Here is a 14,300-nt window from a genome sequence, read left to right on the forward strand (position 1 = left end):
TGAGCATTTTACCGGCTTGATTGCCCAACGCGGCGAAACTTTATTGTTATGTACAAACTTTATTGTTATGTACAAACTTTATTGTCGCCCCACACCAGGCCCGGCGAGGCGTCACTCGCCCATCACGGCGTTCTCTTCCTCGATGAACTGCCCGAATTCCAGCCTCAGGTGCTCGATTCTCTTCGCCAGCCCCTGGAGGTGGGGGAGATCCTGATCGCGCGTGCCAATCACCGCGTCACCTATCCGGCACGCTTCCAGCTCGTGGCCGCCATGAACCCCTGCCGGTGCGGACAGGCAACGGAGCCCGGCTATGTCTGCCGTCGCCAGCCCAACGAGCGCTGCATGGCGCAATATCAGGCGCGGCTCTCCGGCCCCCTTCTCGACCGCATCGATCTCGCCATCGAAGTGCCTGCCGTGACCGCGGCCGATCTCATTCTGCCGCCACCTGTGGAAGGCTCGTCGCAGGTCGCGGCCCGGGTGGCGGCAGCCCGCAGGCGGCAGGAGAAGCGCTATTCCGCCTTAGGCATTGGAATTGCTACCAATGCCGCATGCCCGCCGGCTCTTCTGGAGGAGGTCGCGCAACCCGATTCGGAGGGGCTCTCGCTGATCCGCGACGCCGCCAACGCCATGCGCCTCTCGGCGCGCGGTTTCCACAGGGTCCTGAAGGTAGGCCGGACACTTGCCGATCTCGACGGCGAAGAGCGCGTCCGGCGCATCCACATCGCCGAGGCCCTGTCCTACCGGTCCCAGATGGATCGCCGGTCGGCGGCATGAGTTGAGGAAACCAACCTTGTGTTCTTGTGAAATCACACTGCTCCCGTGATATACTTTGTCACAAAACAGTTTGAAACAATGGCTATGTCACGGCGAAAGGCCGCATATCCACCGACCGCCCGTCCCACGAGACCTCGATGACCTCTTCTCTGCTGAATGGAATGGCAGCTTCCGTAAAACCTGCGCTGACACCAACCTTGAAGGGCTTTCGTGCCATGGTGAGGCGAGCCGTCCGCGATTACGGCAGCCTCGATCCCGTGCTCGGCCGCATCGGCTCCCTGGAGGTCCGCCTCGCCACGACGGCTCAGGAGATTCGCCAGGCTCAGAAGCTGCGGTTCAAGGTCTTCTACGAGGAGATGTCGGCGGTGCCGAAGGGAGCCGCCTTGCTCTCGCGCCGCGATGTAGATGATTACGATTTCATCTGCGATCATCTTCTCGTTCTCGACTACGGTGCGAAGTCAGGCCCCCTGCGGCGGGCCAAGCCCAGGGTGGTGGGGACCTATCGCCTGCTTCGTCAGGATGTGGCGGAGCGCCACCAGGGTTTTTACACCCGTGGCGAATACGACATCGCTCCGCTTTTGAAGGCACATTCCTCTTTGCGCTTCCTCGAGCTCGGCCGCTCCTGTGTGCTCGAACCCTATCGCAACAAGCGTACCGTCGAACTCCTGTGGCACGGCATCTGGACTTACGTGCTCCACTACAAGATCGACGTGATGATCGGCTGCGCGAGCCTGGAAGGCACCGATCCCGAGGCACTCGCCCTGCCCTTGAGCTTCCTCCACCATTACGCAGCTGCACCTGCCTCCTGGCAGGCTCGCGCCTTGCCCGAACGCTTCGCGCGGATGGATGTCCTGCCGAAGGAAGCCGTCGACCCCAAGCCTGCGCTCCATGCCCTGCCCCCTTTGATCAAGGGCTATCTGCGCCTTGGCGCGACCTTCGGGACGGGCGCAGTGATCGATGAGCAATTCGGCACGACGGACGTGCTCGTCATCCTGCCCGTCTCAGCCATCAATCCGCGCTACATCGATCATTTCGGACCGACCGCGAACCGTCACGCGGCCTGAGCATATTCACCCGACGCATAGAGTTCGGCCAAGCCTTCGCGGTAGGTGGGAAAGCGCAGGCGCACACCGAGTTCATCCTTGATCAGGTAGTTCGAGATACGCTTGTTCTCGGCATAGAAGCTGCGCGCCATCGGGCTCATCGGAGCGTCCTCGAAAGCCACTTCGGGCGGCGGCTCGATACCGGCCAGCCGAGCGGCATAAGCGATGACATTCTGGGGCGGCGCGGGCTCGTCGTCCGTCACATTGTAGATGGCGCCGGCCCGTGGCTTATGCAGGGATACGGCGAGCGTCGCAGCGATGTCGTCCACATGGATGCGGTTGAACACCTGCCCCGGCTTGATGATCCGTCGCGCGGTGCCTTGCGCGAGACCAACGAACGCATTGCGTCCCGGGCCATAGATCCCGGTGAGCCGGAAAATATGGACGGCCTGCCCCGTTCTGCGCCCGAGATCGAGCCATGCCTGTTCGGCTGCGAGGCGCTGCTGCGATGAGCGGCTATGCGGCGCCGCGGGCGTCGTCTCGTCGATCCAGGCTCCGCCATGATCGCCATAAACGCCGGTCGTGGAGAGATACCCGATCCACGAAGCGCCCGACGACGCGATCCGATCCGCGAACCGGATCAGCGTGGGATCGCCCTCGGCGTCGGGCGGAGTCGAAATCACGATCGCATCGGCGCGCCGGAGATCGTCCAATAGATCCATGTCGCGTTCGGCCAACGCATGTGCGGCAATGCCCTCGGCCCTGAGGCGCTCCGCCTTCTCCGCCTCGCGCACCGTTCCGGCGACATGCTCCCACTCAGCCGAGCGGATGAGGGCTTGCGCTGCATATCCGAGTCCGAAAGCAAAAAGCCTCACGCGACCTCCTCGTCGACTGAAAGAACACGACTCCATTCCGCGCGCACATCCGCATCGGCCTCACGCTCGAAACGGGAAGCGCCCAGCGAAACGACAGCCCTGCCCGGAAGCAGCCGGCCGATCGCCCACACCGCCATGGCGCGAACGAGCGGCGAAGGGTCGTCGAGGAGGCGCACGGCCTCCTCGGCCAAGGCGGCATCACCGGAGTTACCGATGGCGACGAGCACGTTGCGGATGAAGCGGTCGCGCCCCGTGCGCTTGATCGGCGTGCCGGAGAACCGCGCGCGGAAAGCGGGATCGTCGAGGCGCGCCAGTTCCGCGAGCGGCAGAGCGGCGAGATCGTCCCGCTGCATGAGCTTCGCCTCGCGGCTGGCCTGCGCGAACTTGTTCCAGGGGCAAACCGCAAGGCAATCGTCGCAGCCGAAGATGCGATTGCCGATCCCGGAGCGAAGCTCCTCGGGAATATGGCCCTTGTGCTCGATCGTCAGATACGAGATGCAGCGCCGCGCATCGAGCTGGAATGGGGCCGGAAAGGCATCGGTCGGACAAACGTCGAGGCAGCGGCGGCAGGAGCCGCAATGGTTGCGTTCCGGCTCGTCGGCAGGCAGTTCCGCCGTGGTGAAGATCGCCCCCAGGAAGAGCCAGTTGCCGAACTCGCGGGAGACGACGACCGTATGCTTGCCCTGGAATCCGAGGCCCGCCGCTTCCGCCAGAGGCTTTTCCATCACCGGCGCCGTATCCACGAACACCTTCACGTCGGCCGAGGCCTTCGCGGCGAGGAAGCCTGCGACCTCCTTGAGCTTGCCCTTGATCACATCGTGATAATCGCGGTTGCGGGCATAGATCGAGATCGAGCCGTGGTCCTTCTTCGAAAGCGTCGCCAACGGGTCGCCGGTGGGGCCGTAATTGACGCCGAGCAGAATGACGCTGCGCACCTCCGCCCAGAGGGCGCGGGGATCGGCGCGGCGCTCGGCGGTATCCGCCATCCAGTCCATGGAAGCGTGATGGCCCGCCTCCAGCCAGGCTCTCAGCCGTTCCGGCGCCAGCGGAATGGAATCGGGAGCCGCGACCCGGACAGTGTCGAAACCGATCTGCGTCGCGCGCTCCACGAAGGCGCGCTTCAGGGCACTCCCGCTCAGAAGTCCAGATTGTCGTAGTGATCCGCCGGAGCCATGCCCGGAACCCGGTCCGCCAGGAGCGCACGAAACGACGGCCGGGATTTCACCCGGGCGTACCAATCCTTCGCCGTTTCGTTCTCTTCCCATGGCACGTCGCCGAGATAATCCACCACCGAGAGATGGGCCGCCGCCGCCAAATCCGCATAGGTCATCTGGTCGCCGGCCAGCCAATTCCGCTTGGAAATCAGAAATCCGATATATTTCAGGTGATATCGCACATTGGTCCGCCCAGCGCGAATCGCGCTCATGTCGGGCGGACCGCCGCCCAGCTCCGCGGGCATGAACCGCTTGTAGATCTTTTCCGTGGCGAGGTAATCCGAGACCTCCTCGTGGAACTTGCCCAGGAACCAGTCGAGCAGGCGACGAACCTCGACCCGCTGCACGATATCCTGCGGCAGGAGCCTGCGGTCGCTCAGATCGCCTCCCCGTACATCGTCGAGATAATCCGCGATCCCCCGGGCGCCCGGAACGGGCAAGCCGTCATCCACCAGCACCGGAAGGGTCCCGGCAGGATTCATTTCCAGAAGTGGGATCCGCCGATCCCACGGCTTCTCCTCGACGAAATCCGCCTCGAGACCCGTTTCCGCCAGGGCAAGGCGCACAAACCGCGAGTGCGGGCAAAAAGGATAGGAATGTAGGGTGGCCATGGATTATGTGAGCGCCAGACAGACGGCGAGAATAAGGCCGCGTTTTGTTAACGTGCGGTAAGGAATTTTGGTGAATCTCATGTCCCAGACGCATAAAGAAGGCCTTGTGGTTGCAATGCTTTCTTGACACGCCCGGGAGCGCCCCTGCATCTGGCGCCGTTTTTAGGATTTTCAACGATGGCGAACATCATCGAGGCGCTCTTCCTGGGCCTCATCGAAGGGCTGACTGAATTCCTGCCGGTCTCCTCCACGGGGCATCTGCTGCTCGTCGGCCATTTCCTGGGATTTGAATCCACGGGCAAGACCTTCGAGGTCCTGATCCAGCTGGGCGCGATCCTTGCGATCCTCTCGGTCTATTTCCACAAGCTCCTGACCATCGCCAAGGCCCTGCCCCGGGATCCGGACGCCCGGCGCTTCGTGGTCGGCGTCGTGATCGCCTTCCTGCCGGCCGCCCTCATCGGCGCCTTGCTGCACAGCTTCATCAAGGAGGTGCTCTTCGACCCCTGGATCGTGTGCATGACCCTGATCGCGGGTGGCTTCGTGCTGCTGCTTGTCGACCGCATGCCCCTGGAAGCCACCCGGGACGACGCGACCCGCTTTCCCCTGCCCATGTACCTGAAGATCGGCATTCTCCAGTGCCTCGCGATGGTGCCCGGCGTGTCCCGCTCGGGCGCCACCATCGTGGGCGCCATGCTGATGGGCGCCTCCAAGCGGGCAGCGGCGGAGTTCTCGTTCTTTCTCGCCATGCCCACCATGGCGGGCGCCTTCGCCTACGACCTTCTGAAGAATTACAAGATCCTCTCGGCCAACGATGCGATCATCATCGTCGTGGGCTTCATCGCCGCCTTCATCGCGGCGGTCTTCGTCGTGAAGAGCCTGCTGGACTACGTCTCCCGCCACGGCTTCACGCCGTTCGCCTATTGGCGGATCCTCGTCGGCGTGGCGGGGCTTGCCGGCCTCATCGCCTTCGGGTGAGCCATGCTGTCCCGTGACGAGGCTCTCGCCGTTTCGCTCGCCATCCTGGTCGCTCTGATGGTGACGGTGCTGGCGCTGCTTGCGGGCGCTCTCGCAGGCCCGCCGGCCGCCGGTCAGGCCGAATCCGAACCCGCCTGCTCCGAATGGACCGACGGCTGCCTCGTCTGCGCCCGCACCGCGCAGGGGCTCGCCTGCTCGACCCCCGGCATCGCCTGCATCTCCAAGCCGCTGCGCTGCGTGAGGCCGTGAGGCGTTACGGAATCATCTTGTCCGGGTAGCGGCAGAGGTCGTTGACCGGGCAGCGCCAGCATTCGGGCCGCCGGGCCTTGCAGATGTAGCGCCCGTGCAGGATGAGCCAGTGATGGGCGTGGAGGAGGTATTCCTTCGGGATCAGGGCCTCCAGCGCCGCTTGCGTTTCCAGCGGCGTCTTGGTGACCACGAGCGGCAGGCGGTTGGCGACGCGGAAAATATGCGTGTCGACGGCGATGCGCGGGTCGCCGAAGGCGATGTTCACCACGACGCTCGCGGTCTTGCGTCCGACCCCCGGCAGGGTCTCGAGGATCTCGACGGAATTGGGCACCTTGCCCCCGAATTCCTCGACGAGCCGCTTCGCCATGGCGATCACGTTTCTCGCCTTCGTGTTGAAGAAGTTCAGCGTCTTGATGTGCTGACGGAGGCCTTCCTCGCCCAGTTCCAGCATCTTCTGCGCCGTATCGGCGATGCGAAAGAGCTCCTTCGTCGCCTTGTTGACGCCCACGTCCGTGGCCTGCGCGGAGAGCGTCACCGCCACGAGGAGCGTATAGGGATTGGTGTAATCCAGCTCGCCCTTGGGCTCCGGATTGGCCTCCTTGAGGCGACGGAAAATTTCGATCATGGTAGCCCTGTCGACGGGCTTCGGCTTGCGCAGGCGCAGGGCCTTCCCAACGGCCCTCGCCGGGACGGCGGCCTTGGGCGTCGGCGGAGACTTCTTCGACACGGATTTGCGGCGGATCGGCTGCTTCAGATCGGACATGCCCGCGTTATATCTGGACCATGGCAGGCAGCAAGGTGACATTTGAGGATGAGGGCGACCGGTTCGAGAAGCCGGTGTTCTCGGCCGTCATCCGCCCGCACAGGTCCTTGAGCCCGCAAGGGTTCAGAATCGTGATGGCGCTGGTCTGCCTGACCTCCGTCGTCGCGAGCCTGCCCTTCGTGATCATGGGCTTCTGGCCCGTCGCCGGCTTCTTCGGCCTCGACTTCCTCGGCCTCTTCATCGCATTCCGGATCAGCTACCGGCAGGGCCAGGCCTTCGAGCTTCTGGAGCTGACCCCGATCCGGCTGCTGCTTCGCAAGGTCAGCGACCGGGGCGAGGCGCACGAATGGCAGTTCAATCCGCTCTGGACCCGCCTCGACCGCGAGGTCGACGACGAGTTCGGCCTGCAGGAACTCGCCCTCACCTCCCGCAACCAGCACGTGGTGATCGCCCGGGACCTCTCCCCGGAAGAACGGGAGACCTTCGCCGATGCCTTCAGCCGGGCGCTGTCGGACGTGAAGCGGGGCTATTGAAGCGACCGCTCTCGCGAGCATTGATTCCTACAGCCTTTCAGCGATGATCGTCGGGCGAAAGGGTGTCCGATGAAACCTCCGTTCTCGCTCCTGCTGTTTGGCACGGTCGCGACCGCCTTGTCTGCGTGCGTCACCGCCTCCGACACGCGGGAGGATCTGAAGGCCGCGTTCCATGATCAAATCAAGGCTTGCTACAGGCTCCCGAGGAAAGCGGCCGGAGCGGAACCCGTCGTCCTGGAGGTTCGGTTGAAGCCGGACGGATCGGTGGAGCGCCAGCCGAAGGTCACGAGCGGCTCGCCCGATTCCCTTGCGGCCAAGGGTGCTCTGCAGGCCCTCGATGAATGCACGCCTTTCAGGATCTCGCCGGGCTGGGCTTCCCGCTACAGCGATTGGAAGGTGCTGCACATCCGGTTCGACACTCGGTAAGGCCAGATCCGCGGTCATGTCCGCGGCCAGGTACCGCTTGCCGCACGGGGGCCTTCCGATGCGTCTGACGCATCGCTTGCCGTGAGCGATGGGGCGCGTGGCAGGCGTGGGCATGATGCAAGATGAGCGGAGCTGTCAAAGAGCGCAGAGCATGGAGGATCGGCCTCGGAGCGGATTGGCACCGAGGGGGAGCAGTCGAGGGGTCGCGCGAGGAGCGGTCCGGCTCGATGGAGAATGGTGATGGCTGGGGAACCCGACGGCTCCTCGCGCACGGTTCTTTTAGGCGGACTGGCGACGCAGGCTCCGGGATGCCGTTGGCGAGCGCGCCTGCCGTTGCGTCCTGCGACGCGCCGGAGACGGCGGGCGGCGGTGCATGCCCGGACCCCTGGGCCGAGCCAGGGCCTCCCGTCCGCCCAGGCTGCGTGGCCTGGAGCGCGGGACCGTGCCCCGGCTCCACAACCTGCGACGCCTCGCGAGCGCGCCCCTCGGTGAGCCGGGACAGGTCACGATATAGTTTAGCTTGGCGCGCCTGTCAAGAACAAAACTGGAACATGCCTCCTCATCCCCATGCGACCACCCTCCCCGTCATCCCCGGCCTTGAGCCGGGGATCCACGTCTTTACGCCGTGGCGGGTCCCAAGACGTGGATGGCCGGGACAAGCCCGGCCATGACGAGAGGGGGCCAGAACGGCGGGAGGATCATGACAAAAAGGTTCGGACTGGATTGAGTGAACAATGCCACAGAAATCGGGTGTCGCCCTCTCCTGGGACCGCTTAGAGTGCCCACAAGAGGAAAACGTCATGCTCGATACATTGCGCGACATCACCATTGAGCCCGGCCAGCTCACCCTGCCGGAGGAGCCGCAGGCCGATTACGAGCGGGTGCGCCGCATCATCGCGTACATCTCGGAGCGCTGGCGCGAGCAGCCGTCGCTGGAGGCCATCGCGGACCATGTGGGGCTCTCCACGACCCATGTGCACCACCTGTTCCGGCGTTGGGCGGGTCTGTCGCCCAAGGCGTTTCTGCAGGCGATCACCCTCGACAACGCCAAGGCGCTCCTGTCCGATTCTGCCAGCGTTCTCGACGCCACCTACGCGGTCGGGCTCTCGGGCCCCGCCCGGCTGCACGATCTCTTCGTGACGCATGAGGCCATGACTCCCGGCGACTACAAGACGGGCGGAGCGGGCCTCACCATGCGCTACGGCTTCCACCCCTCCCCCTTCGGCGAGGCGGTTCTGGTGGTGACGGAGCGGGGCCTCGCCGGGCTCGGATTCGTGGACGACGGGGATCGGGAGGCGGGCCTGGCCGACCTCACCCGCCGCTGGCCGAAGGCGCATTACGTCGAGGACCAGGCCGCCACCGCGCCGCTCGCCCGGCGCATCTTCAACCCGTCCCAGTGGCAGGCGGAACAGCCCCTGCGGGTGGTCCTCATCGGCACCGATTTCGAGGTGCGGGTCTGGCAGACCCTGCTGCGCATTCCCCGAGACCGGGCCACCACCTATTCCGACATCGCCCGCCACATCGGCAAGCCCGCCGCCTGCCGGGCCGTTGGCGCGGCAGTGGGCAAAAACCCCATCTCCTTCGTGGTCCCCTGCCACCGGGTCCTCGGCCGCTCCGGCGCGCTTACGGGCTACCATTGGGGGCTGACCCGCAAGCAGGCGATCCTGGGGTGGGAAGCGGGGCGGGGTTTGGAGACGAATGCATCTTGACGCATCGGGTCGACCACCTCTCAGTTGACCGCCCTCCATTGTCATGGCCGGGCCTGTCCCGGCCATTCCGACCCGATGAGCGCCACATCTTTCCAATCGAGATCACCGGCACAAGGCCGGTGATGACGAGGGGGTAACGAGGAGAGGACTGATCTGCCCCTTCCCCAGTCGCCTCCCCCTATTGCAGCCCTGCAACAGCGCCCGTCTCCGATAAGATCCGGCAAACAAGCCATCAGGATCGTCTTGCAGCGCTTGAAAGCCCTTCTTATATCAGCGCCAGCAGGGCTCGCCTCGGAAGAAGCGGACCTGTTCAGTCAGTCAACATAAGCCATGGGCCGCGCCGCTTCGGGGTGCGGCGGTCTGCTTGAAAGTGAGGGATCCCGCCATGGGTAAGGTCATTGGTATCGACCTCGGCACCACCAATTCCTGCGTCGCTGTCATGGAAGGCACGACGCCCAAAGTGATCGAAAATGCGGAAGGCACCCGGACGACCCCGTCCATCGTGGCCTTCACGGACGAAGGCGAGCGCCTCGTCGGCCAGCCGGCCAAGCGCCAGGCGGTCACGAACCCGTCGCGCACCTTCTTCGCCATCAAGCGCCTGATCGGGCGCACCTTCAACGACCCCATGACCCAGAAGGACATGGGCCTCGTTCCCTACCACATCATCAAGGGTCCGAACGGCGACGCCTGGGTCGAGGCCGACGGCAAGCAATATTCGCCGTCGCAGATCTCCGCTTTCACCCTGCAGAAGATGAAGGAAACCGCGGAGGCCTATCTCGGCCAGCCGGTGACGCAGGCCGTCATCACGGTTCCCGCCTACTTCAACGACGCCCAGCGCCAGGCCACCAAGGACGCGGGCAAGATCGCGGGCCTCGAGGTTCTGCGCATCATCAACGAGCCGACCGCTGCGGCGCTGGCCTACGGCCTCGACAAGAAGCAGACCGGCATGATCGCGGTCTACGACCTCGGCGGCGGCACCTTCGACGTGTCGGTCCTGGAGATCGGCGACGGCGTGTTCGAGGTGAAGTCCACCAACGGCGACACCTTCCTCGGCGGTGAAGACTTCGACATGCGCCTCGTCGAGTACCTCGCGGCCGAGTTCAAGAAGGAGCAGGGCATCGACCTGACCAAGGACAAGCTCGCCCTTCAGCGCCTGAAGGAAGCCGCCGAGAAGGCGAAGATCGAGCTCTCCTCGGCCGCCCAGACCGAGATCAACCTGCCCTACATCACGGCGGACGCCTCCGGTCCGAAGCACCTCGCCCTCAAGCTCTCGCGCGCCAAGTTCGAGCAGCTCGTGGACGACCTCGTGCAGAAGACGATCGAGCCCTGCAAGAAGGCCCTCAAGGACGCCGGCATCTCGCCCGGCGACATCGACGAGGTGGTCCTGGTCGGCGGCATGACCCGCATGCCGAAGATCCAGGAAGTGGTGAAGAACTTCTTCGGCAAGGAGCCCCACAAGGGCGTGAACCCGGACGAGGTCGTGGCCATCGGCGCAGCGATCCAGGCGGGCGTGCTCCAGGGCGACGTGAAGGACGTTCTGCTCCTCGACGTGACCCCGCTCTCGCTCGGCATCGAGACGCTCGGCGGCGTGTTCACCCGTCTGATCGAACGCAACACCACGATCCCGACGAAGAAGAGCCAGGTCTTCTCGACCGCGGAGGACAACCAGAACGCGGTGACTATCCGGGTCTTCCAGGGCGAGCGCGAAATGGCGGCGGACAACAAGCTGCTCGGCCAGTTCGACCTCGTGGGCATTCCGCCCGCCCCGCGCGGCGTGCCGCAGATCGAAGTGACCTTCGACATCGACGCGAACGGCATCGTGAACGTCACGGCGAAGGACAAGGCCACCGGCAAGGAGCACCAGATCCGCATCCAGGCCTCCGGCGGTCTGTCGGATGCCGATATCGAGAAGATGGTGAAGGACGCCGAGGCTCACGCCGAGGAAGACAAGAAGCGTCGCGAGCTCGTCGAGGCGAAGAACCAGGGCGAAAGCCTGGTCCACGCCACCGAAAAGTCGCTCAATGATTACGGCGACAAGGTTGGAGAGTCCGACAAGCAGGGCATCCAGACCGCCATCGACGCGCTCAAGCAGGCCCTCGCCGGCGAGGATTCGGAGGTCATCAAGGCCCGCACCACGGACCTGATGCAGGCCTCCATGAAGCTGGGCGAGGCCATGTACCAGGCTCAAGCCAATGCTGGCGAAGGCGCCGAGCAGCCGGAAGGCGGCGAGAGCGCCCAGAAGGACGACGTCATCGACGCCGACTTCCAGGAAGTCGACGAAGGCGACAACAAGAAGAAGCGCGCCTAAGAACGATGCGCACTTCGTGAAGAGAATTCGGCACCCGGTTTGATCGCCGGGTGCCGTTTTCGTGAAACGGCTAGAAACAACAATGACCGATCGTTCGTCTCATCATCACGACGCCTTGGCCGACGGGCCCGCTGCCGCGGGCCGGTCCAAGCGCCCGGATTCGACGACCGGCCGCATAACGGAGCGTTTCGTCGCTCCCTGGGGCGCCTGACATGTCCAAGCGCGATTACTACGAGGTTCTCGGCGTTGCGAGGACCGCGACCGAAGCGGAGATGAAATCCGCCTTCCGCAAGCTCGCCATGCAGTATCACCCGGACCGGAACCCGGGCGACCATGAGGCCGAGATCAAGTTCAAGGAAATCAACGAGGCCTATCAGACCCTCTCCGACGGGCAGAAGCGCGCGGCCTACGATCGCTACGGCCATGCGGCCTTCGCCAATGGCGGCGCAGGCGGACCGGGCTTCGGCGGCGACTTCTCCGACTTCATGTCGGACATCTTCGAGAATTTCTTCGGCGATGCGGGCGGCGGACGCGGCCGAGGCCGCGCGTCCAGCGGGCGCGAGCGTGGCGCGGACATGCGCTACAACCTCGAGATCACCCTCGACGAGGCGTTCCACGGCAAGACCGCCGAGCTGAAGATTCCGACCTCCGTCACCTGCGAAGCCTGCTCGGGCTCCGGCGCGAAGCCCGGCTCGAAGCCGAAGGCCTGCCCCACCTGCGGCGGCGCGGGCCGCGTGCGGGCGACGCAGGGCTTTTTCTCCATCGAGCGCACCTGCCCGAACTGCCATGGGCGCGGCGAGGTGATCGACGATCCGTGCGGAGCCTGCGGCGGCGCCGGCCGCGTCACCCGCGAGCGTACGCTCTCGGTCAACATCCCGGCCGGCGTCGAGGACGGCACGCGCATTCGCCTGGCGGGTGAAGGCGAGGCGGGCCTGCGCGGCGGCCCGGCGGGCGACCTCTACATCTTCCTGTCCCTCAAGCCGCATCCCTTCTTCCAGCGGGACGGCGCGGACCTGTTCTGCCGGGTGCCGATCTCCATGGTGGCGGCGGCGCTCGGCGGCGAGTTCAGCGTGCCGACGCTCGGCGGCACCGACGCGCTGGTGAAGGTTCCCGAGGGGACCCAGACCGGCAAGCAGTTCCGTTTACGCGGCAAGGGCATGCCGGTCCTGCGCTCGCGGGACGTGGGCGACCTCTACATCCAGGTTGTTGTGGAAACCCCGCAGAAGCTCACCAAGCGCCAGCGCGAGCTTCTGGAGGAATTCGACAGGGAATGCTCCAAGGAAAACCACCCTGAAAGCTCGGGCTTCTTCTCGCGCTTTAGGGAGTTTCTCGATGGCTTCAGCGGATCAAGTTAACTTGACGGTCGTTTCCTTTGAGTTCTAAACAACCCGTGTGATCCGCCCGCTTGAGGGGTCTTCCCAGTGCTTCAGTCGTCCCAACGGCCCACGACCCGGAAACTGCCCTTCAAGAAAGATCGCTTTCAGGACGAGGCCCGGTTCCTCCGCTCCTGGCTCGAGCGCCCGCTCGTCGTCGGCGCGGTGACGCCCTCGGGCAAGATCCTGGCGCGGACCATGGCCTCCTATGTCGATCCCCGCATTCCGGGGCCCATCGTCGAGCTGGGTCCCGGCACCGGCCCGGTCACCGACGCCCTGATCAGGCGCGGCGTGGAGCAGGAGCGGTTGATCCTCGTCGAATTCAACCCCGAGTTCTGCCAGCTCCTGAAACGCCGCTTCCCGAAGGCGACCATCGTTCAGGGCGATGCCTACGACCTCAAGGAAACGCTGTCCGGCGTCCTGAAGGAACCCGCGGCCGCCACCGTGTCGAGCCTGCCGCTCTTCACCAAGCCCATGGACCAGCGCCTGACCCTCCTCGAGACGGCGCAGGGGCTGATGCATCCGAGCGCCCCCTTCATCCAGTTCACCTATGCGGTGGTGCCGCCGATCCCGGCGCGCTCGCAATCGCACAAGGCCAGAGCCTCCAACCGGATCTGGCGCAACCTGCCCCCGGCCCGCGTCTGGGTCTACAACAAGGTCTCCCATCCATGAGCCAGCCTGTGTCTCCTTCAACGAATCCCGTTTCGAAGGGGGACATGCGCGACAGGCTCATCATCGGCCTCGACGTTCCGAGCGTCGAGGAAGCGCGCTCCATCGTGGCGCGCATCGGCGACGCGGGCACCTTCTACAAGATCGGCTACCAGCTGGCCTATGCGGGCGGCTTCGAGTTCGCGCGCGAGCTGATCGGCCAGGGCAAGAAGATCTTTCTCGATCTCAAGCTGCACGACATCGGCAACACGGTCGAGGAAGGCGTGCGCTCCATTGCCCGCATGGGCGTCACGTTCCTGACCGTTCACGCCTATCCGCAGACCATGCGCGCAGCCGTCGCCGGAAAGGCCGGATCGTCCCTGAAGATCCTCGCGGTGACCGTGCTGACCTCCTATGACGACAAGGATCTCGTCGAAGCGGGCTATGTGCCCGTATCGGCGGCCGAGCTCGTCGCCCGCCGGGCGGCCCAGGCACGCGAGATCGGCATCGACGGCCTCGTCTGCGCGGCCACCGAAGCCCAGCGCGTCCGCAGCATCATCGGCCCCGACCGCTTCATCGTCACGCCCGGCATTCGCCCCGCGGGAGCGGAGGCCGGCGACCAGAAGCGCGTCGTCACCCCGGGCGATGCGATCCGCAACGGGGCCACCCATCTCGTGGTGGCGCGCCCCATCGTCAAGGCAGCGGATCCGCGCGCGGCGGCAGAGGCCATCGTGCGGGAGATGGCCGGGGCCTGACGCCTCGCGCCGCCCCGCCTTCGTCGTTCATTCACTTCAGGAGG

The 14,300-nt window shown here is 65.1% G+C and carries 14 protein-coding genes and 1 pseudogene; 11 read left to right on the forward strand and 4 right to left on the reverse strand.

From position 1 onward, the window contains the following. Positions 1–96: 96 nt before the first annotated feature. Together ACS5Q0_RS11295 and olsB are read left to right on the forward strand one after the other, a co-directional pair. Positions 97–774 (forward strand): annotated as a pseudogene (locus ACS5Q0_RS11295) (ATP-binding protein); the annotation flags it as partial. Positions 775–911: 137 nt separating this feature from the next. Then, positions 912–1,838 carry a l-ornithine N(alpha)-acyltransferase gene (gene olsB / locus ACS5Q0_RS11300; protein ID WP_473126729.1) on the forward strand — a complete coding sequence of 309 codons (927 nt, stop codon included), beginning with the start codon at positions 912–914 and terminating at the stop codon, positions 1,836–1,838. Here olsB and ACS5Q0_RS11305 read toward each other — a convergent pair. The 3 genes from ACS5Q0_RS11305 to ACS5Q0_RS11315 are packed head-to-tail and all read right to left on the reverse strand — an operon-like array spanning position 1,826 to position 4,517. Continuing rightward, positions 1,826–2,692, reverse strand: a complete 867-nt coding sequence (locus ACS5Q0_RS11305; protein WP_473126730.1) for an SDR family oxidoreductase — start codon at positions 2,690–2,692, stop codon at positions 1,826–1,828. The genes olsB and ACS5Q0_RS11305 overlap by 13 nt on opposite strands. Next, positions 2,689–3,801, reverse strand: a complete 1,113-nt coding sequence (gene queG, locus ACS5Q0_RS11310) for a tRNA epoxyqueuosine(34) reductase QueG (RefSeq protein ID WP_473126731.1) — start codon at positions 3,799–3,801, stop codon at positions 2,689–2,691. The genes ACS5Q0_RS11305 and queG overlap by 4 nt, the downstream gene beginning before the upstream one ends. 26 nt (positions 3,802–3,827) lie before the next feature. Then, complete coding sequence (locus ACS5Q0_RS11315) at positions 3,828–4,517, reverse strand: glutathione S-transferase family protein (RefSeq protein ID WP_473126732.1); 690 nt, start codon at positions 4,515–4,517, stop codon at positions 3,828–3,830. Between the two features lie 177 nt (positions 4,518–4,694). Between ACS5Q0_RS11315 and ACS5Q0_RS11320 the strand changes: the two genes are divergently transcribed. After that, positions 4,695–5,492, forward strand: a complete 798-nt coding sequence (locus ACS5Q0_RS11320) for an undecaprenyl-diphosphate phosphatase (RefSeq protein WP_473126733.1) — start codon at positions 4,695–4,697, stop codon at positions 5,490–5,492. 3 nt (positions 5,493–5,495) lie between these two features. Next, the gene (locus tag ACS5Q0_RS11325; RefSeq protein WP_473126734.1) at positions 5,496–5,741 is read left to right on the forward strand and encodes a hypothetical protein; all 246 of its coding nucleotides are present in this window, start codon (positions 5,496–5,498) and stop codon (positions 5,739–5,741) included. 4 nt (positions 5,742–5,745) lie between these two features. On the opposite strand, the gene nth is transcribed toward ACS5Q0_RS11325, so the two are convergent. Continuing rightward, complete coding sequence (gene nth / locus ACS5Q0_RS11330) at positions 5,746–6,504, reverse strand: endonuclease III (protein ID WP_473126735.1); 759 nt, start codon at positions 6,502–6,504, stop codon at positions 5,746–5,748. Positions 6,505–6,524: 20 nt separating this feature from the next. On the opposite strand from nth, the gene ACS5Q0_RS11335 reads away from it, so the two are divergent. The 7 genes from ACS5Q0_RS11335 to pyrF all read left to right on the forward strand — a co-directional run bounded on the left by ACS5Q0_RS11335 (position 6,525) and on the right by pyrF (position 14,256). Continuing rightward, a complete protein-coding gene (locus ACS5Q0_RS11335) occupies positions 6,525–7,037 on the forward strand; it encodes a DUF2244 domain-containing protein (RefSeq protein ID WP_473126736.1) in 513 nt (170 codons plus the stop codon). Between the two features lie 69 nt (positions 7,038–7,106). Then, a complete protein-coding gene (locus tag ACS5Q0_RS11340) occupies positions 7,107–7,463 on the forward strand; it encodes an energy transducer TonB (RefSeq protein WP_473126737.1) in 357 nt (118 codons plus the stop codon). A gap of 800 nt (positions 7,464–8,263) precedes the next feature. Next, positions 8,264–9,172, forward strand: coding sequence for a bifunctional transcriptional activator/DNA repair enzyme AdaA (locus ACS5Q0_RS11345; protein ID WP_473126738.1), 909 nt, complete (start codon positions 8,264–8,266; stop codon positions 9,170–9,172). 385 nt (positions 9,173–9,557) lie between these two features. Continuing rightward, positions 9,558–11,480, forward strand: a complete 1,923-nt coding sequence (gene dnaK / locus ACS5Q0_RS11350) for a molecular chaperone DnaK (protein ID WP_473126739.1) — start codon at positions 9,558–9,560, stop codon at positions 11,478–11,480. A 212-nt stretch (positions 11,481–11,692) separates the two neighbouring features. Beyond that, positions 11,693–12,835 carry a molecular chaperone DnaJ gene (gene dnaJ, locus ACS5Q0_RS11355; protein WP_473126740.1) on the forward strand — a complete coding sequence of 381 codons (1,143 nt, stop codon included), beginning with the start codon at positions 11,693–11,695 and terminating at the stop codon, positions 12,833–12,835. A gap of 66 nt (positions 12,836–12,901) precedes the next feature. Further along, positions 12,902–13,525 (forward strand): class I SAM-dependent methyltransferase, encoded by a 624-nt coding sequence (locus ACS5Q0_RS11360; protein WP_473126741.1) that lies wholly within the window; start codon positions 12,902–12,904, stop codon positions 13,523–13,525. Continuing rightward, the gene (gene pyrF, locus ACS5Q0_RS11365) at positions 13,522–14,256 is read left to right on the forward strand and encodes an orotidine-5'-phosphate decarboxylase (RefSeq protein ID WP_473126742.1); all 735 of its coding nucleotides are present in this window, start codon (positions 13,522–13,524) and stop codon (positions 14,254–14,256) included. Before ACS5Q0_RS11360 ends, pyrF begins: the two co-directional genes overlap by 4 nt. The last annotated feature ends 44 nt before the right edge of the window (positions 14,257–14,300 follow it).

This window comes from Microvirga sp. HS2, from assembly GCF_055792805.1.

Excerpts from the sequence above, each read along its gene's own strand:
- olsB (WP_473126729.1), top strand. The coding sequence starts at position 912 with ATGACCTCTTCTCTGCTGAATGGAATGGCAGCTTCCGTAAAACCTGCG.
- ACS5Q0_RS11315 (WP_473126732.1), bottom strand. The coding sequence starts at position 4,517 with ATGGCCACCCTACATTCCTATCCTTTTTGCCCGCACTCGCGGTTTGTG.
- ACS5Q0_RS11320 (WP_473126733.1), top strand. The coding sequence starts at position 4,695 with ATGGCGAACATCATCGAGGCGCTCTTCCTGGGCCTCATCGAAGGGCTG.
- ACS5Q0_RS11325 (WP_473126734.1), top strand. The coding sequence starts at position 5,496 with ATGCTGTCCCGTGACGAGGCTCTCGCCGTTTCGCTCGCCATCCTGGTC.
- nth (WP_473126735.1), bottom strand. The coding sequence starts at position 6,504 with ATGTCCGATCTGAAGCAGCCGATCCGCCGCAAATCCGTGTCGAAGAAG.
- ACS5Q0_RS11335 (WP_473126736.1), top strand. The coding sequence starts at position 6,525 with ATGGCAGGCAGCAAGGTGACATTTGAGGATGAGGGCGACCGGTTCGAG.
- ACS5Q0_RS11340 (WP_473126737.1), top strand. The coding sequence starts at position 7,107 with ATGAAACCTCCGTTCTCGCTCCTGCTGTTTGGCACGGTCGCGACCGCC.
- ACS5Q0_RS11345 (WP_473126738.1), top strand. The coding sequence starts at position 8,264 with ATGCTCGATACATTGCGCGACATCACCATTGAGCCCGGCCAGCTCACC.
- dnaK (WP_473126739.1), top strand. The coding sequence starts at position 9,558 with ATGGGTAAGGTCATTGGTATCGACCTCGGCACCACCAATTCCTGCGTC.
- dnaJ (WP_473126740.1), top strand. The coding sequence starts at position 11,693 with ATGTCCAAGCGCGATTACTACGAGGTTCTCGGCGTTGCGAGGACCGCG.
- pyrF (WP_473126742.1), top strand. The coding sequence starts at position 13,522 with ATGAGCCAGCCTGTGTCTCCTTCAACGAATCCCGTTTCGAAGGGGGAC.